Raw genomic sequence first — 18,905 nt, 5'->3', positions numbered from 1 at the left:
CAATCGAAGGCCGGGACGCCCCGGCTCGAGCGGGATTACACGAGGAGCACGGAAGGACGCCCATCCCATGAAAATGGGAAACGATTTATTGCATGTGAAACATTTTTACGTCCACATGCGACAACGCCCCGGAACCCGAAGGTGCCGAGGCGTCTGATCTGGTGGCCTGGGGCGGAATCGAACCACCGACACGCGGATTTTCAATCCGCTGCTCTACCAACTGAGCTACCGGGCCGTGAGCCGGAAATTATAGCCTAGCCGGCGTTGCGCTTCCCTCGGGAGAGGTCCACGCCCAGCTGCTTCAGCTTGCGATAGAGGTGGGTGCGCTCCAGGCCGGTCTTCTCGGCCACGCGCGTCATGGAGCCGCCTTCCTTGGCCAGGTGGTACTCGAAGTAGTTCTTCTCGAATTCGTCGCGCGCGTCGCGCAGGGGCTTGTCCAGCTCGAAGATCTGGCGCGCCTGCGGGCCGATCTCCATCGGCGGCGGGATGGTCTGGCCGCCGGTCATCGCGGCTTCCACCGTGAGCTCGGCCATCGAAGGCGCGGGCGAGGTGACGTAGCCGGGACCGGGCTTGGGGCGCACGCCGGGTGCCGCCGGGCCGCCGGGGGTATCGCGCGTGAGCGCGCCTTCCACGGCCTTCAGCAGCTTCTGCATGGTGATCGGCTTCTCGAGGAAGGACTGCGCGCCGATCTTGGTGGCTTCGACAGCCGTCTCGATGGTGGCGTGGCCGCTCATCATGATCACCGGCATGGTGAGCTGGCCGCTGGTGGACCACTCCTTGAGCAGCGTCACGCCGTCGGTGTCGGGCATCCAGATGTCCAGCAGCACGAGGTCCGGCCGGGCACGCGCGCGGGCCGAGCGGGCCTGCGCGGCGTTCTGCGCCAGTTCGACGTTGTGGCCTTCGTCGTTGAGGATTTCCGACAGCAGGTCGCGGATGCCCAGCTCGTCGTCGACCACCAGTATGTTTGCCATTGTTCTCGAGGAAGCGGCGCCCGCGACAGCGGAGCGAAGTGTTGTCAGGCCGCAACTGCGAATGATAGCGAGACTTGCGCCCCCGCGACCGAGCCGCCGTCCACCCGGTTTTTCAGGTCGATGCGGGCCCCATGCTCGTCGGCGATCTTCTTGACCACCGCCAGGCCGAGCCCCGTGCCCTTGTCCTTGGTCGTGACGTAGGGCTCGAAGGCCCGCTTGAGGATGTGCTCGGGAAAGCCGGCGCCGGTGTCCATCACGGTCATCCGCACGCGGCGGCTGGTTTCGTTCCATTGCGTCCGGATGACCACCTCGGGCCGGGCCGAGCCTTCCGTGGCGTCCTGCGCGTTCTGCAGCAGGTTGTGGATGACCTGCCGCAGCTGCTGCGCGTCGCCCAGGATCTGCGGGCACGCCGGGTCCAGTTCGGCGCGCACCGGCACATGCGAGCCGGCAGCGGTCTCGCCATCGCGCACGTAGAGGTTCAGCACGTCGGCCACGAGCTGGTTCAGGTCCAGGGGTTTCAGTTCGGCCGCGGGCAGGCGTGCGTAGTCGCGGAATTCGTTCACCAGCCGCTTCATCGCGTCGACCTGGTCGACGATGGTCTGCACCGACTTGCGCAGCACCACGCGCTCGGGCTCGGCCACCTTGGCGTCCAGCTTGTGCGCCAGCCGCTCGGCCGACAGCTGGATGGGCGTGAGCGGGTTCTTGATCTCGTGCGCCAGGCGCCGCGCCACCTCGCCCCAGGCCTGCGCGCGCTGCGCCGAAACGATCTCGGAGATGTCGTCGAACACCAGCAGGCGCGCCGAGCGGCCCGGCACGTCGGAAGGCATCTCGGCGCCGCGCGCCACCAGCGTGATGGTGTTGCCTTGCGTGGGCGAAACGGGGTTCGAGGGACTGAGCTCGAACGACTGCTGCCAGTGGTCCAGCCCGTGCTGGCGCCTCTCCTGAGCGTATTCCTCGAACTGCGCCTGCACCGCGGCCCCGAACGACTGCAGGCCTTCCACCGAGGCGAGCGGCTGGCCTTCGTTGGCGGCCACCGGCACGCGCAGGATGCGCGTCGCGCCCGGGTTGGAGCTTTCGATGCGGCCGTCTTCGTCCAGCACGATGACGCCGGCCGTGAGGTTGTCCAGGATGGTCTGCAGGTGCGCGCGCGCGGCGTTCACCTGCCCCATGCTCTGTTCCACCGCGGCACGCGCGTCGGCCAGCTGCTGCGTCATCTCGGCGAACGACCGCGTGAGGCCGCCGAGTTCGTCCTTGCCCTGCAGCACCGGTTTGGGAGACAGGTCGCCGGCGGCCACCTCGCGCACGCCGGCCGCCAGCAGCAGCAATGGCCGAGCCAGCTGGTTGCCCAGCAGCACCGCCAGGAAGATGGCGCCGAACACCGACAGGAAGAGGCTGAGCGTCAGCGTGCCGATGTACATGCGGCGCAGGCCTTCGCGTGCGAGGGCTCGCTCCTGGTATTCGCGGTAGGCCTCCTGCACCGCCGTGGCGTTGGCCACCAGCGTCGGCGGCAGGCTCTGGGTGACCTGCAGCACGCGCGGCTCGGCCAGCGCGGCGAGGCCCGGACCCGGCACGATGGCGAGCGCCTTCACGCGGGCCTGGCCGGCGGTGGGCGGGGTTTCGTCCAGGCCCTCGATGACCGACATCGAGCGCTGGCTGCGCGCCGTGCGCAGCTGCTGCACGGTGGGCCTCTCCGGGTTCAGCAGGAAGCGCGACTGGCCGGCACTGGCGATGAGCTGCGCGTTGCCGCTCCACAGGATCAGGTCGTTGGCCGACAGCTGCTCGCGCATGCGGTCCAGCACCAGCGGCGCCGACGTGTCCGGCACTTCGGACAACTGCGCGGCCGCGGCACGCGTCTTGTTGGCCAGGTCGGCGGCCAGCGTGTCCAGGGTGGAACGGCCCAGGCTCAGGCCCGCGTCCAGCGCGCCTTCCACTTTCACGTCGAACCAGCTTTCGATGGAACGCGAGACGAACTGGTAGGACACCACGTAGATCAGCAGGCCGGGCATGAAGCCCACCATCGCGAAGATGGCCGCCAGCTTCAGCAGCAGGCGGCTGCCGAACTTGCCGCGCCGCAGCCGCGAGACCAGCCGCACCACCACCCAGCCGATGACCAGCAGCAGCAGCCCCGCCACCACCATGTTCAGCGCGAACAGGCGGCCGTAGTTGCGTTCGTACAGCTCGCGGTTGCCGGTGGCCTGCGTCAGCAGGAACATCAGCACGATGGCGATGCCCAGCATCACCGCCGCGCCCACCGCCAGCGCCCAGCGCACCGCGCGCTGGTTGCCGAAGGTCGGCTTCAGGGGCGGGGTGGTGCTCACCGCGGACTCTCGACGGCCAGGCGCTGTGTGCGCGAGGCCACCAGGCTCCAGTCGGACTGGCCGACGGCGCCGATCTGGAACGGCCTCGGCAGCTGGGACACGTCCAGGCGGAAGCGGAAGTCGACGCTGTAGCGCGCGTCCGGCTCCAGGTCGCCCAGCTCGGCGATCTTCCAGCGCGAGATGTTGCGCACCGCCGCCAGCGCCTCGTCCTGGGAATCGAAGGTCTGCCCCAGCGACAGGCCGGCGTTGCCGATCGGCCCCGACGAAACCTGCAGCCGCCACCGCCGCGTGAGCGGCTGGAACGACAGCCGCATGTGGCGCGATGCGCCGGTGACGTGCTTGTCGTACCAGTACCAGCGGTCGCGCATCAGGGAAGCGTCGGCGACGAAGAACATGGGGATGCCCTTGAGCAGCGCGTCCTCGACGGCGGCCGGCAGCTCCAGCTTCACGCTGGCGCTGAGCAACACGCCTTCGTCGGACCGCTCCAGGCGCAGCTGGGTGACCTCGGGCGCGTCCGCGCGCACGGCCGTCCCGGCCAGCAGCCCGGCCAGGGCCAGCAGCCGCAGCGCCTGCTCAAGTCTTCTCCAGCAGGCCGTAAAAAAATCCATCGTGGTCACCCACGGGATTGTTGCGGACGCCCTCACCCCCTTCCCCCGTTCGGGGCAGCAAATGTCCCGGCGCGGGGCGCAAAACGGCCGTTGTGTGGTGCGCAACAAACGCTTGGACGCGCTCGCGGCCTTCGGCCGGGAACACCGAGCAAGTGCAGTACAGCAGCCGGCCGCCCGGCCTCACCAGCGGCCACAACGCTTCCAGCAGCCGGGTCTGCTGCGCGGCCAGGCCTTGCAGGTCGCCGGGCCGGCGCAGCCAGCGCACGTCGGGGTGCCGCCGCACGATGCCCGAAGCCGTGCAGGGTGCATCGAGCAGGATGCCATCGAAAGGCTGACCGTCCCACCACGACAGGACGTCCGCCGCGTCCGCCGCCAGCACCTTGGCTTGCAGGCCGAGGCGATCCAGCGTGCCGCGGATGCGCTCGCAGCGCTGCGGATCGATCTCGATGGCGGTGACTTCGGCGTCCACGAGTTCGAGCAGGTGCGCGGTCTTGCCGCCGGGCGCGGCGCACGCATCCAGCAGGCGCAGCGGCTGGTCTTCGCGCGGGGCGAGTCCATCGACCAACAGCGGAGCGGCCAATTGCGCGGCGGCGTCCTGCACGGACCACCAGCCCTCCGCGAAACCGGGCAGCTCCTGCACGGGCCGCGGGCGATCGACGATGAGTCCGTGCTCACCTACCGGCGTGGCTTGCACGTCCTGTTGCGCGAAACGCGCCAGCAGTTCGTCGCGCGTCGTGCGCCGCACGTTCGCGCGCAGCGTCATCGGCGGCGGTTCGTTCGCGGCGGTGAGCACTTGCTGCCATTGCTGCGGATGGTCGCGCTTCAACGCATCGATCCACCAGCGCGGGTGGTTCCAGCGCGCGACCGGATCAGTTTCCGTCTGCGCCACCAGCGCATCGCGTTCGCGCAGCAGCCGCCGCAGGCAAGCGTTGATGAAGCCCGATTGCGCCGCGGTGGCGGGATCGCGCTTGGCCGCTTCCACGGCCTGGTCGACCAGCGTGAACGGTTCGTACGGTGCCTGCTGCGGGTCCCAGGCCAGCGCCAGTGCAGTGCAAAGCAGCGCGTCGGCCGCGGGCGGCGGCGGGCGCTTGGCCAGCCGGCGGCGCAACGCTTCGGCGCGTCCGAGCTGCCGCATGGCATGGAAGGACAGCGACTGCGCGGCCGCGCGCAGATCCGCGGGCACGCGCGCGAGCACCGGCGTCGCGGACTCGCCGCCGCGCACCGCCGCCAAAACGGCGGCGGCAGCCTGAAGCTGCCGCCAGAGGGGAGCCGAGAGCGTCAACGCGGCTTCAGGTGCCCGGCTGCTTGGTCACGCGCAGGTAGGGCTTGGGCGACTTCCAGCCCTGCGGGAACAGCTTCTTGGCGTCTTCGTCGGACACCGAGCCGGCGATGATGACGTCTTCGCCCTGCTTCCAGTTGGCCGGCGTGGCGACCTTGTGCTTGGCGGTGAGCTGCATGGAGTCCAGCACGCGCAGGATCTCGTCGAAGTTGCGGCCGGTGGTCATCGGGTAGGTGAGCATCAGCTTGATCTTCTTGTCGGGACCGACGATGAAGACCGAGCGCACGGTCTGGTTGGTGGCGGCGGTGCGGCCGTCGCTGCCGGTTTCTTCCGCGGGCAGCATGTTGTACAGCTTCGAGACGTTCAGGTCGCTGTCCGCGATGATGGGGTAGTTCACCTTCGCGCCCTGCGTTTCCTCGATGTCGCCCAGCCAGCGCTGGTGGCTGTCCACCGGGTCGACCGACAGCGCGATGAGCTTGGCGCCGCGCTTGGTGAACTCGGGTTCGATGCGCGCCATGTAGCCCAGCTCGGTGGTGCAGACCGGCGTGAAGTCCTTCGGGTGCGAGAACAGGACGGCCCAGCTGTCGCCGATCCACTGGTGGAAGTCGATCTTGCCGTGCGTGGTGTTGGCCGTGAAGTTGGGGGCGGTGTCGTTGATCCGAAGCATGACGGCTCTCCTTCCTGTGTTCGCAGCTTGAGGGGCGGCCATGATGCGACCCGTGCAGCAGGCTGTCAAACGGCAGGGCCTTTCATCGGCGCCAGTCCACGGCCCGGCTTGAAGCCGAACAGCCAGGCCAGCAGCACGGCGGGAAATTGCGCGATCGCCTCGTTGTAGCGCTCGACCGCCTGGGTGAAACGGCCCGCGGCCGCGATGCACTGCGCCGTCATGTGCGCGCGGGTGGACGTGAGCGTGTCGGGCAGGCGCGGGCCCGCCAGGTCGTGCGCGTCGTCGCGCTCGGCACGCTCCCAGGCGCTGGCCAGCACCGACTGCGCCGAAGCCAGCGCGGCGATGCGCTCGGGTTCCAGCGGGCGGCCGCGCGCGGAAGCGAGCGCTGCCTCCAGCTGCGTGGCCGCGCCTTCCAGGCCGCTCCAGAACGAGCCTTCCTGCCCGTCGAACATCGAGGCGGGATGCTCCTGGCCTTCGGGCAGCAATTGCGCGACCAGGCGCACCTGCCGCGTCAGCTCCTCGTCGAGCGCCGCGAACATGGCGTTGGCGTCGCCGCGCAGGCGCACGAGGCGGTTGTACGCGCCGATCGCCCAGAACAGGGCGACGGCCGCGGCGATCCACCAGACCAGCGACGAAGTCATGAGCAAATGAGAAAAAAAGAAAAGCGCCCCACCCGCGAACGGATGGGGCGCTTCAGTTTACCGAAGCAGGCTGCTTACTCGCCGGCGCCTTCGGTGGTCTCCGGGGCGGTGGCTTCGGCGGTGACGCCGGCCAGTTCCGCGGCTTCGGAATCGGCGATGGCGCGGCGCTCGGCCTCGTCCATCGCGTCCTTCGCCTTGCGCGCCTGGTGGTACGCCATGCCGGTGCCCGCGGGGATCAGGCGGCCGACGATGACGTTTTCCTTCAGGCCGCGCAGCTCGTCGCGCTTGCCCATGATCGCCGCTTCGGTCAGCACACGCGTGGTTTCCTGGAAGGAAGCCGCGGAGATGAACGAGTCGGTCGACAGCGACGCCTTGGTGATGCCCAGCAGCAGGTTGCTGTAGGTCGACGGGATCTTGTTCTCGCCGCGCAGCCTGTCGTTGGTGTCGAGCATCTCGGAGCGCTCCACCTGCTCTCCGCCGATGTAGCCGGACTCGCCCGGGTTCTCGACCACGACGCGGCGCAGCATCTGGCGAACGATCACCTCGATGTGCTTGTCGTTGATCTTCACGCCCTGCAGACGGTACACGTCCTGCACTTCGTCGACGATGTAGCGCGCGAGTTCCTCGCTGCCCAGCAGGCGCAGGATGTCCTGCGGATCGGCCGGGCCGTCGACCACGGTTTCGCCCTTGTTCACCACCTGGCCTTCGTGCACCAGGATGTTCTTCTCCTTGGGCACCAGATCTTCCCAGACCTTGCCGTCCGGATCGGTGATCTGCAGGCGAATCTTGCCCTTGGTCTCCTTGCCGAACGAAACGGTGCCGGTGACTTCGGCCAGCACGCCCTTGTCCTTGGGCGAGCGGGCTTCGAACAGCTCGGCCACCCGGGGCAGGCCACCCGTGATGTCGCGGGTCTTCTGGCCTTCGATCGGGATGCGCGCCAGCACTTCGCCGGGCGACACGTCCTGGGCGTCGCGCACCTGGATGAGCGCGCCGACCTGGAAGCCGATGGTCACCGAGTGGTCGGTGCCGGGGATCTTCACCTCGCCGCCGTTGGCGTCGATCAGCTTCACCTGCGGGCGAACCACCTTGGCGGAGCCGCGGCGCTTCGGGTCGATCACGACCAGCGTCGACAGGCCGGTGACTTCGTCCACCTGCTTGGCGACCGTGAGGCCTTCCTCGACGTTCTCGAACTTCGTCTTGCCGGCGAATTCCGTGATGATCGGGCGGGTCAGCGGGTCCCAGTTGGCCAGCACGGCGCCGGCCTTGACCTGCTGGTCGGCCTTCACCGTCAGCGTGGCGCCGTACGGCACCTTGTGGCGCTCGCGCTCGCGGCCGTGCTCGTCGTGGATGACGATCTCGCCGGAACGCGCGATCACCACCAGCTCGCCCTTGCCGTTGGTCACGTAGCGCATCGTGCTGTTGAAGCCGATGATGCCGTTGGACTTGGCTTCCACGCTCGAAGCGATGGCCGCGCGGGACGCGGCGCCGCCGATGTGGAACGTGCGCATCGTCAGCTGCGTGCCGGGCTCGCCGATCGACTGGGCGGCGATGACGCCGACCGCTTCGCCGACGTTCACCAGGCCGCCGCGGCCGAGGTCGCGGCCGTAGCACTTGGCGCACAGGCCGAAGCGCGTGGCGCAGGTCAGCGCGGTGCGCACCTTCACCTCGTCGACGCCGGCGCCTTCCAGCTCCTCGATCGTGTCCTCGTCCAGCATGCTGCCGGCCGGCACGACGACCGCGCGCGACTCGGGGTGCAGCACGTCTTCCGCGGCGGTGCGGCCCAGGATACGGTCGCGCAGGGACTCGATGACTTCACCGCCCTCGACGATGGCGCGCATCAGCGAGCCTTCGGAGGTCTGGCAGTCTTCCTCGGTCACGACCAGGTCCTGCGTCACGTCCACCAGGCGGCGCGTGAGGTAGCCCGAGTTCGCGGTCTTCAGCGCCGTGTCCGCGAGGCCCTTGCGGGCGCCGTGGGTGGAGATGAAGTACTGCAGCACGTTCAGGCCTTCGCGGAAGTTGGCCGTGATCGGCGTCTCGATGATCGAGCCGTCCGGCTTGGCCATCAGGCCGCGCATGCCCGCCAGCTGGCGGATCTGGGCGGCGGAACCGCGGGCGCCGGAGTCGGCCATCATGTAGATGGAGTTGAACGACTCCTGCTCCACTTCCTTGCCGTTGCGGTCGGTGGTCTTCTGCTTGGCCAGCTGGGCCATCATGACCTTGGACACTTCGTCGCCGGCCTTGCCCCAGATGTCCACCACCTTGTTGTAGCGCTCGCCGGCGGTGACCAGGCCCGAGACGTACTGCTGCTCGATCTCCTTCACTTCCTTCTCGGCGCGGCCGATGATCTCGGCCTTCTGCGGCGGCACCAGCATGTCGTCGATGGCGATCGAGATGCCGGCCTTGGTCGCGAGGCGGAAACCGTTCTGCAGCAGCTTGTCGGCGAAGACCACGGTCTCCTTCAGGCCGCACTTGCGGAAGGACACGTTGATCAGCTTGCTGATCTCCTTCTTCTTGAGCGCCTTGTTGATGTTGGAGAACGGCAGGCCCTTGGGCAGGATTTCCGACAGCAGCGCGCGGCCCACGGTGGTCTGCACCAGGCTGGTGGACGGCGCGAACTCGCCGTTGGCCTTGTCCTTGGTCCACTCGGTCAGGCGGACGCTGATCTTCGCGGTCAACTCGACTTCACCGGCGTCCAGGGCGCGCACCACTTCGCCGACGTCGGCGAAGATCATGCCTTCGCCCTTGGCGTTGATGCGCTCGCGGGTCGTGTAGTACAGGCCCAGCACCACGTCCTGGGACGGCACGATGGACGGCTCGCCGTTGGCGGGGAACAGCACGTTGTTGGACGCCAGCATCAGCGTGCGGGCTTCCATCTGCGCTTCCACCGACAGCGGCACGTGCACGGCCATCTGGTCGCCGTCGAAGTCGGCGTTGAACGCCGCGCAGACCAGCGGGTGCAGCTGGATCGCCTTGCCTTCGATCAGGATCGGCTCGAAGGCCTGGATGCCCAGGCGGTGCAGCGTCGGCGCGCGGTTCAGCATCACCGGGTGTTCCTTGATGACTTCCTCAAGGATGTCCCACACCACGGGCGTGCCGGCTTCCACTTCCTTCTTCGCCGCCTTGATGGTGGTGGCGATGCCCATGGCTTCCAGGCGCGAGAAGATGAACGGCTTGAACAGTTCCAGCGCCATCAGCTTGGGCAGGCCGCACTGGTGCAGCTTGAGGGTCGGGCCCACGGTGATGACCGAACGGCCCGAGTAGTCGACGCGCTTGCCCAGCAGGTTCTGGCGGAAGCGGCCGCTCTTGCCCTTGATCATGTCGGCCAGCGACTTCAGGGCGCGCTTGTTCGCGCCCGTCATCGCCTTGCCGCGGCGGCCGTTGTCCAGCAGGCTGTCCACGGCTTCCTGCAGCATGCGCTTCTCGTTACGCGCGATGATTTCCGGAGCCTTCAGCTCCAGCAGGCGGCGCAGGCGCGAGTTGCGGTTGATGACGCGGCGGTACAGGTCGTTCAGGTCGGACGTCGCGAAGCGGCCGCCGTCCAGCGGCACCAGCGGACGCAGGTCCGGCGGCAGCACGGGCAGCACGTCCATGACCATCCACTCGGGCTTGATGCCCGACTTCTTGAACGCTTCCAGCACCTTCAGGCGCTTGGCGTTCTTCTTGACCTTCACTTCCGAGCCGGTCAGGTCGCCGCGCAGCTTCTCGATCTCGATGTCGAGATCGATGCCCATCAGCAGGTCCTTGATGCCTTCGGCGCCCATCTTGGCGACGTACTCATCGCCGTATTCCTTGCGCTTGGCGTCGTAGTCGTCCTCGGACATGATGCCGAACTTCTTCAGCGGGGTCATGCCGGGGTCGGTGACCACGTAGGCTTCGAAGTACAGCACGCGCTCGATGTCGCGCAGCGTCATGTCCAGCACCAGGCCCAGGCGCGAAGGCAGGGACTTCAGGAACCAGATGTGCGCGCAGGGCGCGGCCAGGTCGATGTGGCCCATGCGCTCGCGGCGCACCTTGGTCTGGGTGACTTCGACGCCGCACTTCTCGCAGATCACGCCGCGGTGCTTCAGGCGCTTGTACTTGCCGCACAGGCACTCGTAGTCCTTGATCGGGCCGAAGATCTTGGCGCAGAACAGGCCATCGCGCTCCGGCTTGAAGGTGCGGTAGTTGATGGTCTCCGGCTTCTTGACTTCACCGAAGGACCACGAGCGGATCTTCTCCGGCGAGGCCATGCCGATCTTGATGGCATCGAAGTGCTCGTCCGGAGTGAACTGCTTGAACAGGTCGAGTAGGGATTTCATGTGTCTTGACCTTTCCCTGGATTAAGAACGCTCGAGTTCCATGTCCAGGCCCAGGGAGCGGATCTCCTTGACCAGGACGTTGAACGACTCCGGCATGCCGGCGTCGATGGCGTGCTCGCCCTTGACGATGGACTCGTACACCTTGGTGCGGCCCTGCACGTCGTCGGACTTCACGGTCAGCATCTCCTGCAGCGTGTAGGAAGCGCCGTAGGCTTCCAGCGCCCACACTTCCATCTCGCCGAAGCGCTGGCCGCCGAACTGCGCCTTGCCGCCCAGCGGCTGCTGGGTGACCAGGCTGTAGGGGCCCGTGGAGCGGGCGTGCATCTTGTCGTCCACCAGGTGGTGCAGCTTCAGCACGTGCATGTAGCCGACGGTGACCGCGCGCTCGAACTGGTCGCCGGTGCGGCCGTCGTACAGGTACGCCTGCGTGCGCGTGGCCGTCAGGCCCTTGCGCTTGGCGATGTCCTCGGGGAACGCCAGCTGCAGCATGTTGCGAATCTCGCCTTCGGAGGCACCGTCGAACACCGGCGTGGCGAAGGGCACGCCCTTGGCCAGCTCGCCGGCCATCTCGGTGACTTGCTCGTCGGTCATCGACGGCAGGTCTTCCTTGCGGCCCGACTTGTTGTACAGCTCGTCGAGGAACTTGCGCACCTCGGCCGTCTTGGCTTCCTGCTGCAGCATGTCGCCGATGCGCTGGCCGATGCCCTTGGCGGCCCAGCCCAGGTGCACTTCCAGCACCTGGCCCACGTTCATGCGCGAAGGCACGCCCAGCGGGTTGAGCACGATGTCGCACGGCGTGCCGTCGGCCATGTAGGGCATGTCCTCGACCGGGACGATCTTGGACACCACGCCCTTGTTGCCGTGGCGGCCGGCCATCTTGTCGCCGGGCTGCAGGCGGCGCTTGACGGCCAGGTACACCTTGACCATCTTCAGCACGCCCGCGGGCAGCTCGTCGCCCTGCGTCAGCTTCTTGCGCTTCTCTTCGAACGCGAGATCGAAGTTGTGGCGCTGCTGCTCGATGGAGTTCTTGATGGACTCCAGCTGCGCGGCCACGTCGTCTTCCGCCGGGCGGATGTCGAACCAGTGGTACTTCTCGATCGACTGGAGGTAGGCCTTGTCGATCTTGGTGCCCTTGGCCAGCTTCTGCGGGCCGCCGTTGGCGACCTTGCCGTTCAGCAGCTTCTCGATGCGATCGAAAGCGTCGGCCTCGACGATGCGCAGCTGGTCGTTCAGGTCCAGGCGGAAGCGCTTGAGTTCGTCGTCGATGATCTGCTGGGCGCGCTTGTCGCGCTGGATGCCTTCGCGGGTGAACACCTGCACGTCGATGACCGTGCCTTGCGAGCCCTGGTCGACGCGCAGCGACGTGTCCTTCACGTCCGAAGCCTTCTCGCCGAAGATGGCGCGCAGCAGCTTCTCTTCCGGCGTCAGCGTGGTTTCCCCTTTAGGGGTGACCTTGCCCACCAGCGTGTCGCCGGGCATGACTTCGGCACCCACGTAGATGATGCCGCTCTCGTCCAGGCGGTTGAGTTGCTGCTCGGACAGGTTCGGGATGTCGCGGGTGATTTCCTCGGCGCCCAGCTTGGTGTCGCGGGCCATCACGACCAGTTCCTCGATGTGGATCGAGGTGTAGCGGTCGTCGGCGACGACGCGCTCGCTGATCAGGATCGAGTCCTCGAAGTTGTAGCCGTTCCAGGGCATGAACGCCACCAGCATGTTCTGGCCGAGCGCGAGCTCACCGAGGTCGGTGGAAGCGCCGTCGGCCACCACGTCGCCCTTGGCGATCTTGTCGCCGCGCTTGACGATGGGGCGCTGGTGGATGTTGGTGTTCTGGTTGGAACGCTGGTACTTGATCAGGTTGTAGATGTCCACGCCGACTTCGCCCGCCTGGGCTTCGTCGTCGTTGACGCGCACCACGATGCGGGTGGCGTCGACGTAGTCGACCACGCCGCCGCGGTTGGCCGTGACCACCGTGCCGGAGTCCACCGCCGACACGCGCTCGATGCCCGTGCCGACGAAAGCCTTCTCGGGACGCAGCACCGGCACCGCCTGGCGCTGCATGTTGGCGCCCATCAGCGCGCGGTTCGCGTCGTCGTGCTCCAGGAAGGGCACCAGCGAGGCGGCCACCGACACGATCTGCGCCGGCGACACGTCCATGTACTGGATGCGGTCGGCGCCGACCAGGATGGATTCGCCGCGTTCACGCGCGGAGACCAGCTCGCCGGTGAGGCGGCCCTGGTCGTCCAGCACCGCGTTGGCCTGGGCGATGACGTACTTGCCTTCCTCGATGGCCGACAGGTAGTCGATCTCCATCGTGACCTTGCCGTCGCGCACGCGGCGGTACGGCGTCTCGATGAAGCCGTACTCGTTCAGGCGGGCGTACAGGGCCAGCGAGTTGATCAGGCCGATGTTCGGGCCTTCCGGCGTCTCGATCGGGCACACGCGGCCGTAGTGCGTGACGTGCACGTCGCGCACTTCGAAACCGGCGCGCTCGCGCGTCAGGCCGCCCGGGCCGAGGGCGGACACGCGGCGCTTGTGCGTGATCTCGGACAGCGGGTTGGTCTGGTCCATGAACTGCGACAGCTGCGACGCGCCGAAGAACTCCTTGAGCGCCGCGGAGATCGGCTTGGAGTTGATCAGGTCGTGCGGCATCAGCGGCTCTTGCTCGGCCTGGCCGAGGCGTTCCTTCACGGCCTTCTCGATGCGGGCGAGACCGGTGCGGTACTGGTTCTCGGCCAGTTCGCCGACGCAGCGCACGCGGCGGTTGCCCAGGTGGTCGATGTCGTCCACTTCGCCGCGGCCGTTGCGCAGGTCCACCAGGATCTTGACGACGGCGAGGATGTCCTCGTTGGTCAGCACCATCGGGCCGGTGCTCTCTTCGCGGCCGACCTTGGCGTTGAACTTCATGCGGCCCACGCGCGACAGGTCGTACGTGTCCGGGTTGTAGAACAGGCGCTGGAACAGGGCCTGCACCGCGTCTTCGGTCGGCGGCTCGCCGGGGCGCATCATGCGGTAGATGGCGACGCGGGCGGCGAACTCGTCCACCGTTTCGTCGATGCGCAGGGTCTGGCTGATGTACGGGCCCTGGTCGAGTTCGTTGGTGTAGATGACCTGCAGGTCCTGCACGCCGGCGGTGCGCAGCTTCTTCAGCAGCGCTTCGGTCAGCTCGTCGTTGGCCTTGGCAATGATCTCGCCGGTGTCCTGGTCGACGACGGCGCGAGCCACGACGCGGCCGATGAGGTAATCCTCGGGCACGCTGATGTGCGTGGTGCCGGTCTGCTCCAGCTCACGGGTATGGCGGGCGGTGACGCGCTTGTCCTTGGCCACCACGACCTTGCCGGACTTGTCGGTGATGTCGAAGCGGGCCACTTCGCCGCGCAGGCGCTCGGGCACGAACTCCATCTGCGCGCCGCTGTCCATCAGGCGGAAGTTGTCGTTGACGAAGAAGTTCGCCAGGATGGATTCGGGGGTCAGGCCGATGGCCTTCAGCAGGATCGTCACCGGCATCTTGCGGCGGCGGTCGACGCGGAAGTACAGGATGTCCTTCGGGTCGAACTCGAAGTCCAGCCAGCTGCCGCGGTAGGGGATGATGCGGGCGCTGAACAGCAGCTTGCCCGAGCTGTGGGTCTTGCCCTTGTCGTGCTCGAAGAACACGCCCGGCGAGCGGTGCAGCTGCGAGACGATGACGCGCTCGGTGCCGTTGATGATGAACGAGCCCTTGTCGGTCATCAGGGGCACCTCGCCCATGTAGACCTCCTGCTCCTTCACTTCCTTGACCACCTTGCTCTGCGGCGTGGACGACTCGCGGTCGTAGATGATCAGCTGCACCTTGGCGCGCACGGCCGACGCGAAGGTCAGGCCGCGCGTCTGGCATTCGCGCACGTCGAACGCCGGCTTGGCCAGGTTGTATTCGATGAACTTCATCTCGACAAAGCCGTTGTGCGAGACGATGGGGAAGGCGGCGTCGAACGCGGCCTGCAGGCCCTCGACGGTGCGTTTCTGGGGAGCGAGATCCGCCTGCAGGAAGGCGGTGTAGGCGTCCTTCTGCATCTGCAGCAGGTACGGCACTTCGAGCACGCTGTCGCGCTTGCCGAAGCTTTTGCGGATGCGCTTGCGTTCGGTGTAAGAGTAGGCCATGCGATCTCCGGGCGAATGAGCACTTTCGCAACTGTCGCGCCTCATTCCTCGCGGGACTCCTCGCGGGAGATGGGGCGTTGCTTGGCGGGTTGGCCACTACCAACCATGGCGGACGGCCGCGCGTTGCACGCGGCCCGAACCAAGGCATCTTCTGCAGTCGGGGTCAGAAGACACTTGAAAAAGCTGGGGAACCGGAGATTGTCCCAGCCTTTTCAGGTGCGTTCAGGGCACCGTCCTAGAAGCACCAAAGGCTGGAGGCCCTTTCGGGCGCCTCCAGCCTCCGGTCCAGGGGCGAATTACTTGAGTTCGACCTTGGCGCCGGCTTCTTCCAGCTTCTTCTTGGCAGCTTCGGCGTCGGCCTTGTTCATGCCTTCCTTGACGGGCTTCGGAGCGCCGTCGACCAGGTCCTTGGCTTCCTTCAGGCCCAGGCCCGTGATTTCACGCACGGCCTTGATGACGCCCACCTTCTGCGCGCCGGCTTCCACCAGCTGGACCGTGAATTCGGTCTTCTCTTCCGCGGCGGCAGCGGCGCCGCCACCGCCACCACCGGCGGCCGGAGCGGCCATCGCGGCGGCGGACACGCCGAACTTCTCTTCGATCGCCTTGACCAGGTCGTTCAGTTCCATGACCGACATGGAGTCCAGCGCGGTCAGGAATGCGTCTTTGTCGAATGCCATTTCTCTATTCCTCGATAAGTTGGTACACGTGGGCCGCTGCCGCTCAGGCAGCCGCCGCCTCTTCCTTCTTCTTCGCCAGCGCGCCCAGCACCACGGCGGTGCGGGAGATCGGCGACTTCAGCAGCCCGCACAGCTGGGCCAGCAGCACTTCCTTGGTGGGAATGCTGGCCAGCTGCTTCACCGCGTTGGCGTCCAGGGCCTTGCCACCGTAGGCACCGCCGCGAATGACCAGCTTGTCGTTGGTCTTCGCGAAATCGGCCACCACTTTCGCGGCGGCCACGGCGTCCACGGAGAAGCCGTAGATCAGCGGGCCGGTCATCTGCTCACCGACGACTTCGAAGGCGCTGCCAGCGACAGCACGGCGGGCCAGGGTGTTCTTCAGAACACTCAGGCTGACGCCCTGCTTGCGCGCTTCGTTGCGCAGCTTCGTCATGTCGGCGACCGTGATGCCGCGGTATTCCGCCATCACCAGCGTTTGAGCTTTAGCGGCGAGGCCGGTCACCTCTTCGATGACCGCTTGCTTCTCACTGCGATTCAGACTCAAGGTCTACTCCTATCAAATGCGCCGCCTCGCCCTCGCGGGCGCGGACGGCACGCCCTTCATGCAGCGACCAAACCTCGAGGAAACTCTTTCGAACTTTCTCTCGGCGGGATCGCCATCTGCGTTGGCCGCGAAGCCCGGGGGCCTTGCGATTAAGCGGGTCGCCCCGCGCCAACGGTCTTCGATGGCCTGCCGGATCCTTGCGAGCCCGGCAGCCCACCGCACCGGCCCGCCCCTTTCGGGGCCGGCCGGAATTCCTTACGCCTGCTGCGCCGCCAGCGACTGGGTGTCCACGCGGACGCCCACGCCCATGGTCGAGGACACGGCCACCTTCTTCAGGTAGATGCCCTTGCTGGACGCCGGCTTGGCCTTGTTCAGCGCGTCGATCAGCGCCGCCAGGTTGCCCTGCAGCTTGTCGGCGTCGAACGAACGGCGGCCGATGGTGCCGTGCACGATGCCGGCCTTGTCGACGCGGAACTGCACCTGGCCGGCCTTGGCGTTCTTCACCGCCGTGGCGACGTCCGGGGTCACGGTGCCGACCTTCGGGTTCGGCATCAGGCCGCGCGGACCCAGGATCTGGCCCAGCGTACCCACCACGCGCATCGCGTCGGGGGCGGCGATCACCACGTCGAACGGCATGTCACCGGCCTTCACGCGGGCAGCCAGGTCGTCCATGCCGACCACGTCGGCGCCGGCGGCCTTGGCTTCTTCGGCCTTGGCGCCCTGGGCGAACACGGCCACGCGCTTGGTCTTGCCGGTGCCGTTGGGCAGCACGACGGCGCCGCGAACGACCTGGTCGGACTTCTTGGCGTCGATGCCCAGCTGCACGGCCACGTCGATGGACTCATCGAACTTGGCGGTAGCGGCTTCCTTGACGATGGCAATGGCGTCGCCGATGGCGTACAGCTTGTTGCTGTCGACCTTGCCTTCGAGGGACTTCTGCTTCTTGGTCAGCTTGGCCATTTACACGCCCTCCACCGTGACGCCCATGGAACGGGCCGAGCCCGCCAGGGTCTTGATCGCCGCGTCGATGCTGGCGGCGTTCATGTCCTTCAGCTTGGTCTTGGCGATCTCCTCGAGCTGGGCGCGGGTGATCTTGCCGACCTTGTCGGTGTGCGGGGTCTTGGAGCCCTTGTCCAGCTTGATCGCCTTCTTGATCAGCGTCGTGGCCGGGGGGGTCTTGATGATAAACGTGAAGCTCTTGTCCGCGTAGGCGGTGATCACCACCGGCAGCGGCAGGCCCGGCTCCACACCCTGGGTCTGCGCGTTGAACGCCTTGCAGAACTCCATGATGTTCAGGCCGCGCTGGCCCAGCGCGGGGCCGATCGGGGGCGACGGGTTGGCCTTGCCAGCCGGCACTTGCAGCTTGACAAAACCGACGATTTTCTTCGCCATGGTTTCTTACTCCTTGCGGGTGATAACGCCTCGGCACTCAGGCCTCGGCTCCCCGGGGTTGCAGCTCTTGCTTCCTTGAAACCCGCGCGAGCCGTGAAACGCGGATCGTGAGACCGGTCAGGTCTTCTCGACCTGGCTGAATTCGAGTTCGACCGGCGTCGCGCGGCCGAAGATGGTGACGGACACCCGTACCTTGTTCTTCTCGTAGTTGACTTCCTCGACCGTGCCGTTGAAGTCGGTGAACGGGCCGTCCTTGACGCGCACGTACTCGCCCACCACGAATTCGACCTTGTGGCGCGGCTTTTCCACGCCTTCTTCCATCTGGCCGAGGATCTTGCCGACCTCTTCTTCCGAGATGGGGGCGGGGCGGTTCTTGGCGCCGCCGACGAAGCCGGTGACCTTGTTGGTGTGCTTGACCAGGTGCCAGGTGTCGTCGTTCATCACCATCTGCACCAGCACGTAGCCGGGGTAGAAGCGGCGCTCGGACGTGCGCTTCTGGCCGTTCTTGATCTCGACGACTTCCTCGGTGGGCACCAGGATCTCGCCGAACATGTCCTGCATGCCGGCGCGGTTGATGCGCTCGCGGATGTTGCGCTCGACGGCCTTCTCCATGCCGGAATAGGCATGCACCACGTACCAGCGCAGGTCGGGGTTGACCGGCTTGGCGGGGGCGGCCTGCTCGGCGCCTTCGGGGGTGGTGTCGGTGTCGCTCATTTAATGCTTCCAGCCCAGGATCAGGTCGTAGAACAGCCACTCCAGGGACTTGTCGGTCAGCCAGAGGAACAGGGCCATGATGACGACGAAGCCGAACACGTAGGCCGTCATCTGGATCGCTTCCTTGCGCGTGGGCCAGACGACCTTGCGCACTTCCTTCCAGGAGTCGCGGCCGAACGCCACGAGGGCCTTGCCCTGTTCCGCCGTCATGAAGACGGCGACCGCGGCGACGAGACCCACCACCAGCACGCCCCACTGGACCGCCTGGCCCTGGCGGCCGAGCAGGTAGAAGCCCGCGATGGCCGCGATCACCAGGGCGATCGCCGCCCCGAGCTTGGCCTTGTCGGCGCCCGTGGAAACGGTTTCAACTTGCGAAGTGGCCATGAAAGGCTGGTTTCCTGCTTCAAATCCACCGCCTTCTACAGACGGTGAAGCCCGTCACGCGGACGGGCTTGGTTTTCCGGGGGCCCTTGCGGGCCGCTCGCCACCTTTCAGGTGGCAGGGGCAGAGGGAATCGAACCCCCAACCTTCGGTTTTGGAGACCGACGCTCTGCCAATTGAGCTATACCCCTCCGCGGCCTTTCGGCCTTATTCCATGATCTTGGCGACGACGCCGGCGCCCACGGTCTTGCCGCCTTCGCGGATGGCGAAGCGCAGGCCTT

General features: G+C 66.9%; 15 protein-coding genes and 2 tRNA genes. All 17 read right to left on the bottom strand.

Annotation, left to right across the window (positions count from 1 at the left end; genetic code table 11):
- Window positions 1-159: 159 nt before the first annotated feature.
- Window positions 160-235 (bottom strand) — tRNA-Phe (locus EZ216_RS07610).
- Between the two features lie 19 nt (window positions 236-254).
- Complete coding sequence (locus tag EZ216_RS07605; protein ID WP_135249155.1) at window positions 255-971, bottom strand: response regulator; 717 nt, start codon at window positions 969-971, stop codon at window positions 255-257.
- Window positions 972-1,015: 44 nt separating this feature from the next.
- On the bottom strand, window positions 1,016-3,289 hold the full coding sequence (locus EZ216_RS07600) for an ATP-binding protein (RefSeq protein ID WP_239024310.1): 2,274 nt from the start codon (window positions 3,287-3,289) through the stop codon (window positions 1,016-1,018).
- On the bottom strand, window positions 3,286-3,897 hold the full coding sequence (locus EZ216_RS07595; protein WP_135249766.1) for a DUF4390 domain-containing protein: 612 nt from the start codon (window positions 3,895-3,897) through the stop codon (window positions 3,286-3,288). The genes EZ216_RS07600 and EZ216_RS07595 overlap by 4 nt, the downstream gene beginning before the upstream one ends.
- Window positions 3,863-5,179, bottom strand: coding sequence for a 16S rRNA (cytosine(967)-C(5))-methyltransferase RsmB (rsmB, locus tag EZ216_RS07590; RefSeq protein ID WP_135249154.1), 1,317 nt, complete (start codon window positions 5,177-5,179; stop codon window positions 3,863-3,865). The genes EZ216_RS07595 and rsmB overlap by 35 nt, the downstream gene beginning before the upstream one ends.
- Before the next feature lie 7 nt (window positions 5,180-5,186).
- The gene (locus EZ216_RS07585) at window positions 5,187-5,843 is read right to left on the bottom strand and encodes a peroxiredoxin (RefSeq protein WP_239024308.1); all 657 of its coding nucleotides are present in this window, start codon (window positions 5,841-5,843) and stop codon (window positions 5,187-5,189) included.
- Between the two features lie 65 nt (window positions 5,844-5,908).
- Window positions 5,909-6,484, bottom strand: coding sequence for a LemA family protein (locus tag EZ216_RS07580; protein WP_135249152.1), 576 nt, complete (start codon window positions 6,482-6,484; stop codon window positions 5,909-5,911).
- A 74-nt stretch (window positions 6,485-6,558) separates the two neighbouring features.
- Window positions 6,559-10,782 carry a DNA-directed RNA polymerase subunit beta' gene (rpoC, locus tag EZ216_RS07575; RefSeq protein ID WP_135249151.1) on the bottom strand — a complete coding sequence of 1,408 codons (4,224 nt, stop codon included), beginning with the start codon at window positions 10,780-10,782 and terminating at the stop codon, window positions 6,559-6,561.
- Between the two features lie 21 nt (window positions 10,783-10,803).
- Window positions 10,804-14,916: a DNA-directed RNA polymerase subunit beta gene (rpoB, locus tag EZ216_RS07570; RefSeq protein ID WP_135249150.1), complete on the bottom strand. Its 4,113-nt coding sequence runs from the start codon at window positions 14,914-14,916 to the stop codon at window positions 10,804-10,806.
- Between the two features lie 296 nt (window positions 14,917-15,212).
- Entirely contained in the window at window positions 15,213-15,593 is a 381-nt protein-coding gene (rplL, locus tag EZ216_RS07565) for a 50S ribosomal protein L7/L12 (RefSeq protein WP_135249149.1), read from the bottom strand.
- Window positions 15,594-15,636: 43 nt separating this feature from the next.
- Window positions 15,637-16,137 carry a 50S ribosomal protein L10 gene (rplJ, locus tag EZ216_RS07560; RefSeq protein ID WP_135249148.1) on the bottom strand — a complete coding sequence of 167 codons (501 nt, stop codon included), beginning with the start codon at window positions 16,135-16,137 and terminating at the stop codon, window positions 15,637-15,639.
- A 255-nt stretch (window positions 16,138-16,392) separates the two neighbouring features.
- Complete coding sequence (gene rplA / locus EZ216_RS07555; protein WP_135249147.1) at window positions 16,393-17,097, bottom strand: 50S ribosomal protein L1; 705 nt, start codon at window positions 17,095-17,097, stop codon at window positions 16,393-16,395.
- Window positions 17,098-17,529, bottom strand: coding sequence for a 50S ribosomal protein L11 (gene rplK, locus EZ216_RS07550; protein WP_135249146.1), 432 nt, complete (start codon window positions 17,527-17,529; stop codon window positions 17,098-17,100).
- 117 nt (window positions 17,530-17,646) lie between these two features.
- Window positions 17,647-18,243, bottom strand: coding sequence for a transcription termination/antitermination protein NusG (nusG, locus tag EZ216_RS07545; RefSeq protein ID WP_135249145.1), 597 nt, complete (start codon window positions 18,241-18,243; stop codon window positions 17,647-17,649).
- A complete protein-coding gene (gene secE, locus EZ216_RS07540) occupies window positions 18,244-18,627 on the bottom strand; it encodes a preprotein translocase subunit SecE (RefSeq protein WP_135249144.1) in 384 nt (127 codons plus the stop codon).
- 112 nt (window positions 18,628-18,739) lie between these two features.
- Window positions 18,740-18,815, bottom strand: a tRNA-Trp gene (locus EZ216_RS07535).
- Between the two features lie 16 nt (window positions 18,816-18,831).
- Window positions 18,832-18,905, bottom strand: a 74-nt coding sequence (locus EZ216_RS07530) for an EF-Tu C-terminal domain-related protein (protein ID WP_500690378.1), incomplete at its 5' end; no start/stop codon positions are given.

The organism is Ramlibacter humi (assembly GCF_004681975.1).
In the GTDB taxonomy this organism is placed as follows: Bacteria; Pseudomonadota; Gammaproteobacteria; order Burkholderiales; family Burkholderiaceae_C; genus Ramlibacter; species Ramlibacter humi.
The sequence above is the reverse complement of the archived record's forward strand: the minus strand, read 5'-3'. Positions and strand labels throughout refer to the sequence as shown.